At 71.9% G+C, this 5,754-nt stretch carries 7 protein-coding genes; all 7 read right to left on the reverse strand.

Features of this window, described 5'->3' with window-relative positions:
* Positions 1–600, reverse strand: a 600-nt coding sequence (locus tag VIB55_RS19335; RefSeq protein WP_331878308.1) for a hypothetical protein, incomplete at its 3' end; no start/stop codon positions are given.
* A gap of 2 nt (positions 601–602) precedes the next feature.
* Entirely contained in the window at positions 603–1,478 is an 876-nt protein-coding gene (locus VIB55_RS19340; protein WP_331878309.1) for a hypothetical protein, read from the reverse strand.
* Entirely contained in the window at positions 1,475–2,404 is a 930-nt protein-coding gene (locus VIB55_RS19345) for an ABC transporter ATP-binding protein (RefSeq protein WP_331878310.1), read from the reverse strand. Before VIB55_RS19345 ends, VIB55_RS19340 begins: the two co-directional genes overlap by 4 nt.
* A complete protein-coding gene (locus VIB55_RS19350; protein ID WP_331878311.1) occupies positions 2,401–2,796 on the reverse strand; it encodes a GntR family transcriptional regulator in 396 nt (131 codons plus the stop codon). The genes VIB55_RS19345 and VIB55_RS19350 overlap by 4 nt, the downstream gene beginning before the upstream one ends.
* Before the next feature lie 196 nt (positions 2,797–2,992).
* Complete coding sequence (locus VIB55_RS19355; RefSeq protein WP_331878312.1) at positions 2,993–3,544, reverse strand: hypothetical protein; 552 nt, start codon at positions 3,542–3,544, stop codon at positions 2,993–2,995.
* Between the two features lie 104 nt (positions 3,545–3,648).
* Positions 3,649–4,206 (reverse strand): hypothetical protein, encoded by a 558-nt coding sequence (locus tag VIB55_RS19360; RefSeq protein WP_331878313.1) that lies wholly within the window; start codon positions 4,204–4,206, stop codon positions 3,649–3,651.
* A 24-nt stretch (positions 4,207–4,230) separates the two neighbouring features.
* Positions 4,231–5,754: M20/M25/M40 family metallo-hydrolase (locus tag VIB55_RS19365; protein WP_331878314.1), on the reverse strand; the 1,524-nt coding region annotated here is incomplete at its 5' end.

Below are 5,754 nucleotides of genomic sequence, written 5' to 3' on the forward strand. Positions count from 1 at the left end.
CCCCGCGAACACGCGCAGCGGATAATTGGAAAGCAGCGCGACGATGGTGCCCACCAGGTACATGGTGGTGGCGGCCGCGAACGGAGTCAGCCACAGCCAGGGGTGCCCGGCCAGCGTGAGGTCGCGGATGCGCGAGCCCGGCGGCAGGCCGCGCAGCAGCATCGCCTCCCACGCTTCGTTGATCACGATGTTTCCGCTGCTCACGACCGCCACGCCCATCGCCCATACGACGTAGACGGCCACCAGCGCCATCAGCCAGGCCCAGCCGCTCCACACGCGGAGCAGCGTGTGGCGGGCGCGGTCCACGGGCAGGCTCCACAGGTACGCGCGGCGCGACGGCTCGTCGTGCTTCCACACCGCGAGGGGTGAAAAGATGCTGAGGATCACCACCGGCCACGTCATGTCGGCCACGCTGTAGTCGGCGCCACCCGTTTCGCGCGGCGCGACCACCGCCATCACCACCAGCAGCAGCACCAGCACGGCGCCGATCTCCAGCCGCACCGACTGGCCCACGGTGCGCAGGGCCTCGCGCGCCACGGCGCCCCGGGCGGGCACGGGCGACAGCGGGTGGACGGGCGCGGCGTTCAGGGTCGATTCCATGGTCAGCGCTCCTGGTGGCGGTAGGCGGCCAGCAGGGTGGCCGCCAGCCCGGTGCCCGTCCACAGCAGCACCGACGAGACCCACGCACCGAAGACGGGCACGTCGCGGATCGCCTGGCCGGCCGGGAGCGGCTCGTTGAAGCGGAACACGATGCCCGTGGCGTGCGTCATCAGGCCGTATCGCCCCACCACGACGTACCGGAACAGCTCGTCGGCCATGTGCCCCACGGTGCCTCCCGCGGCCTCTGCCATCGCGATGGTGACCACGAAGGTGAACGCCACCCCGGCGTACACGCGCAGGGGATGGTCCATCAGCAGGGCCACCGCGCTGCCCACGAAGTAGCCGGTAGACGCCGCCACGAAGGGAACCACCCACACCCAGGGGTTTCCGCCCAGCGTCATGTCGCGCAGCACGGTGCCGGGGGGCTGGCCGCGCAGCAGCGCGGTTTCCCAGTCGGAGTTGAGGACGATGTGCCCGCCCGTGAGCAGCGGAATGCTGAGGGCCCACACCACGTAGACGGCCACCAGCCCCATCAGCCAGGCCCACCCGCTCGCGGCCTTCATCAGCGTGTGGCGGAACCGGTCTACCGGCATGCTCCACAGGTACCCGCGGCGCGACGGCTCATCGGCCTTCCACACCGCCAGCGGGGCGAAGAGCCCCAGCACCAGGATGGGCCAGGTCATGTCGGCCACGTCGTAGTCGGCGCCGCCGGGGGACGCCACCGGCTCGAAGAACAGGATCACCGCCGCCAGTCCCAGCAGCAGCAGCAGGAGGGCGCCCATCTCCAGCCGCACCGACTCGCCCACGGCGCGCAGGGTCTCGCGCAGCACGGCGGCGCGGGCCGGGAGCGGATGCAGCGTTTCGGCCGCGCCGGTCATGCCCGTTCCCTGCGGCTGAGGAGGGCGATGGCGGCGTCGGCCAGGGTGAGCGGGGCGGCGTCTCGCACGGTGGCGCCGGCGCTGGTGAGCTGCTGCACCACCTCGCGCTCCTCGCCCCAGATGCTCCACTGGATCTCGCGCCCGAAGCTGCCCTTGCGCAGCACCGCGCCGTTCAGCCCCGGCGCGCCCGCCCAGCCGTCGGGCACCTCGGCGTGGTAGCGGCGCAGCTTGCGGTGAAGCTCGTCGCGCGGCACCTGCATCATCAGCTTGCCGTCGCGCATCGCCCCCACGTGGTCGGCCAGCCGGTCGACGTCGTGCACCTGGTGCGTGCTGATGACCACCGTCGTCGGCGATTCGGTGATGTGGTCCGTCAGCAGCCCCAGCGTCTCGTCGAGCATCACCGGGTCCAGCCCGTCCGTGGGCTCGTCGAGCACCAGCAGACGGGGGCGATGCGCCAGCGCCATCGTCAGGTGCACGCGGCGCCCCTGGCCCTTGGACAGGCTGCCGAACTTGCGGTCCATCTTCAACCCGAAGACCTCCGCCAGCCGCGCCGCATAGTCGGCGTCCCAGGTGGGATAGAAGGTGGCGTGGTGCTGCAGGAGCCGCCCCACGCGCATCCACCCGTAGCCCCAGTCGTGGCGCTCGGGAACGTAGCCGATCTGCGCCCGCACCTCCGGGCCGCGCGCGCGCGGGTCCAGCCCGAACACCTCGGCCGTTCCCGCGTCGGTGCGCACCAGGTCCATCAGCACCTTGAAGGTGGTGCTCTTGCCGGCGCCGTTGGGGCCCACCAGCACGTACACGGCGCCCTCGGGCACCTGCAGGTTCACGCCGTCCAGGGCGGTCTCGCGCCCGAAGCGCTTGGCCAAGCCGTGGGTCCGCACGGCCAGGGACCCGCTGGAAAGGTCGGTGGGAAGCACGGGGCTCATGGTTGTTCTGCCAGGGTGTGAGGGTCGCGCGACCCGGCGGCTTCGCGGATGGCGTCGATCAGTTCTTCGGCGCTCACGCCGTTGCGGTGGGCCTCCACCAGCGCCCGCTCGGCCACGCCCGCGGCCAGGGCGCGGCGCTCGGTGCCGTTCGTCCCCGCCGCGGCCACGAAGGTGCCCTGGCCGCGGCGCACGTAGGCCACGCCCGCGCGCTCCAGCTCGCGGTAGGCCTGGGCCACGGTGTTGGGGTTCACGCGCAGGTCCGAGGCGAGCTGGCGCACGGACGGAAGCGGGTCTTCGGGACGGAGCGTCCCCAGCACGATCGCGCGCCGCACCTCGTCCATGATCTGGACGTAGATGGGCCGCGGGTCGGCGGTGTTGATGGCTAGCTGCATCGGGCTCCCTGTTGAGCTGCCCTGCGGTGATTCATGGGATGGTCATCCGGGCGTTCAGCTCTTCCTTTGATGTCGGGCCGGTGCGGGTGGCGGGGCGGGATGAGAGCACTCCCGTGGCGCCAGCGTACTAGAGTGCTAGTACACTAATGCGCCACGCGAACGTCGTCAAGGATCTCTGCTGTGGATGCGGCGAGGGCTACGGGAGCGCTAGCGAGATGCCGATGCCCATCCGCCCATCCGCGGCCTGCACGAGCCCGACGCGGTAGCCGCCGTGGCGCACGGGCTCCCAGTTCCGGGTGCCGATCACCAGTCCCGCCACTCCGCCGGGGACCGCGAAACCGATCGCCCCCAGGCCAAAGCCGAGGGCGCCGAACTGCGCGTGCTGTGATCGATCGCAGTTGTCGCACTGCGCGGTAATCAGCGCGGCACCGATCACCCCGCCCACCCCTGCGCCGATGGCGGCACCCTGCAGCAGGCCGCGCAGGCGGTTGCGGCCCGCCGCCACGTCGGCCTGCGCGATGCCGGCGATGGGAACGGCGACCGTCCCGGACCCGCTCCGTACGAACACCGTGTCGCCCGCCACCTCGCCGATGCGCCCCTGGATGCGGCCGAGCTCCGGCCCCCGCAGCCGCACCACGGAGTTCTGCGGAAGCGCATCCAGCGCCCGCGCCATGTCCTGCGCCTGCGTCGGACGCGGCAGAACGGACGCAATCAGGAGGACGAGGGCGAACGCAAAGTGCCTGGCCATGTGTGCGGACCCGTTCAGCGGGGCAGGGTCATGACGGCGGCGGCTGCACGGTTGAGCCGCGTGTGCAACGATGTGCGTGGACAGGGATCATCACGCTGTCCTCGCTACGGAGTGGCGAGCGAGACGCCGATTCCCATCCGGCCATCCCCGGCCTGCACCAGCCCGACGCGGGGGGCCGCGGGGCCCACGGGCTCCCAGCTCTCGCCGCCGACCGCCAACCCCATCAGTCCGGTGGGGATGGCGAAGAAGATCGCGCCGGCGACCAGGCCGGCGGCGGCCACCTCGACCCTATCTGATCCGCTGCAGCTGTAGCACGCGGCGGTCATCACCACGGAACCGAGCACGGCGCCCACCCCGGCGCCGATGCGGGCGCCGTGCAGCATGCCGCGCACGGGGTCGCGGTCCGTCGCCACCTCCGCCTGCGCGATACCGGCGATGGGCACCGCGACCTTCCTGGACCCGCGTAGGACGATCACCGTGTCGCCCACCACCTCGCCGATGCGTCCCTGGATGCGGCGCGGCCGAAGCTCCGGTCCGCGCAGCCGCACCACGGAGTTCTGCGGAACGGCATCCAGCGCCCGCGCCATCTCCTGCGCCCCCGCGGATAGCGGCAGGGTGGACGAGATCAGGAGGAGCAGGGGGAACGCGAAGTACCTGGTCATCTGTGTAGGCCTGTCCGTGGCGGTTCAGCGGGGCATGGTCATCACGGCGGCGATGGACTCGATGCCGTCCCACAGGTTCTGCAGCCGCAGGTTTTCGTCCTCGGCGTGCTGGTTGTTGTCGTGGTTCACGATGGGTAGCGTGATGGTGCGCGTTCCCGGCAGCGCCTCGCTGATCAGGGAAAGCGGCAGGCTCCCGCCCAGCGTGGGCACCGCGTACACCGGGTCGCGCGTGGTGGACTGCACGGCGCGGAGCACGGCGCGCGAGATGGGCAGGTCCATGGGGGTGCGCTCGGCGTTGTAGCCGCCGGGCCTCACGATCACCCGCGCGATCCGCGCGTGCGACCGACGCTCGTCCGCCGTCGGCGCGCGGTCCAGCACCAGGTAGCCCTGCGCCCGGATGAAGTCCGCCAGCCGCTGCGCCTGCCGCCGGTGGTCGTTGCCGCGGACCAGGCGCAGGTCCAGCACGGCCGTGGCCTCGGTGGGTATCACGTTGCGGGCGCCCGCGGCGATGCCGCCGCTCTCGAAGCCGTTCACGTTCAGCGACGGCTGCGCGATCAGTTCCGTCAGCGTGCGGCCCGCGCCCTCGGGAGCGGCGATCCCCAGTTCCGTGCGCAGCTGCTGGTCGTACGCGGGAAGGGCGCGCATGGCCTGCGTTTCCACCGCGCCCAGCGGCTCCACGTCGTCGTACCAGCCGGGAATGAGCACGCGGCCGTCGTCGTCCTTCATCGCCCCCAGCAGCTGGGCCAGGCGCATGGCGGGGTTGGGCGCCCAGTTGCCGTAGTGCCCGGAGTGGAGCGGGCGGACGGGACCGTACACCGTTACCTCCACGTTCACGTCGCCGCGCACACCGAACACCACCTGCTTCTTGCCGTTCTGATGCACCGGGCCGTCGACGATGATCCACGCGTCCGCGGCCAGCAGCCCCGCCTGCCGCGAGAGGATGCTGGTCAGGTGCGGTGAGCCCGCTTCTTCCTCGCCCTCGAAGAAGATCTTGAGGTTGGACGTAGGCGTGGAGCCGGATGCCCGCAGCGCGTCCACCGCGGACAGGATGGCCATCACCCCGGCCTTGTCGTCGGACGACGAGCGCGCGTACAGGCGCCACTCGGGGTCGATCGGCTGGCCGGCGGCGGGCATGGCGACGGGACGTCCGCCCCGGTCCGCGCGCGCCGTCAGCAGCACCGGGCGCCAGGGATGCGTGACCGTCCACTTGCTGCTGTCGGTGGGCTGGCCGTCGAAGTGCGCGTACAGCACCAGCGTGCGCGTGGCGCCGGGCGCCGTCCACTCGCCGTACACGGACGGGGGAGCGGTGGAGTCCGCCGCTTCCATCAGGCGCGGACGCAGCCCCCGGCGCTCCATCATCGCCATGATGTGCGCGGCGTTGCGGCGGATGTTCGCGCGGTCGCTGGCCACGTTGGGAATGGCCAGTAGGTCCACGTACTCGCGCAGGACGGCGTGCTCGTTGGCGCGGGTCCACTCGCGGACGGATGGCGTCTGCGCGGCCGCGGGCCCGGCGAGGGCGAGGGAGAGAGCAGCGGCCAGGGAAACGCG

The sequence above is a fragment of the Longimicrobium sp. genome, from assembly GCF_036554565.1.
In the GTDB taxonomy this organism is placed as follows: Bacteria; Gemmatimonadota; Gemmatimonadetes; order Longimicrobiales; family Longimicrobiaceae; genus Longimicrobium.

Bases quoted from the DNA above. Each gene is read 5' to 3' on its own strand.
- VIB55_RS19340 (WP_331878309.1), bottom strand. From the start codon at position 1,478: ATGACCGGCGCGGCCGAAACGCTGCATCCGCTCCCGGCCCGCGCCGCC.
- VIB55_RS19345 (WP_331878310.1), bottom strand. From the start codon at position 2,404: ATGAGCCCCGTGCTTCCCACCGACCTTTCCAGCGGGTCCCTGGCCGTG.
- VIB55_RS19350 (WP_331878311.1), bottom strand. From the start codon at position 2,796: ATGCAGCTAGCCATCAACACCGCCGACCCGCGGCCCATCTACGTCCAG.
- VIB55_RS19355 (WP_331878312.1), bottom strand. From the start codon at position 3,544: ATGGCCAGGCACTTTGCGTTCGCCCTCGTCCTCCTGATTGCGTCCGTT.
- VIB55_RS19360 (WP_331878313.1), bottom strand. From the start codon at position 4,206: ATGACCAGGTACTTCGCGTTCCCCCTGCTCCTCCTGATCTCGTCCACC.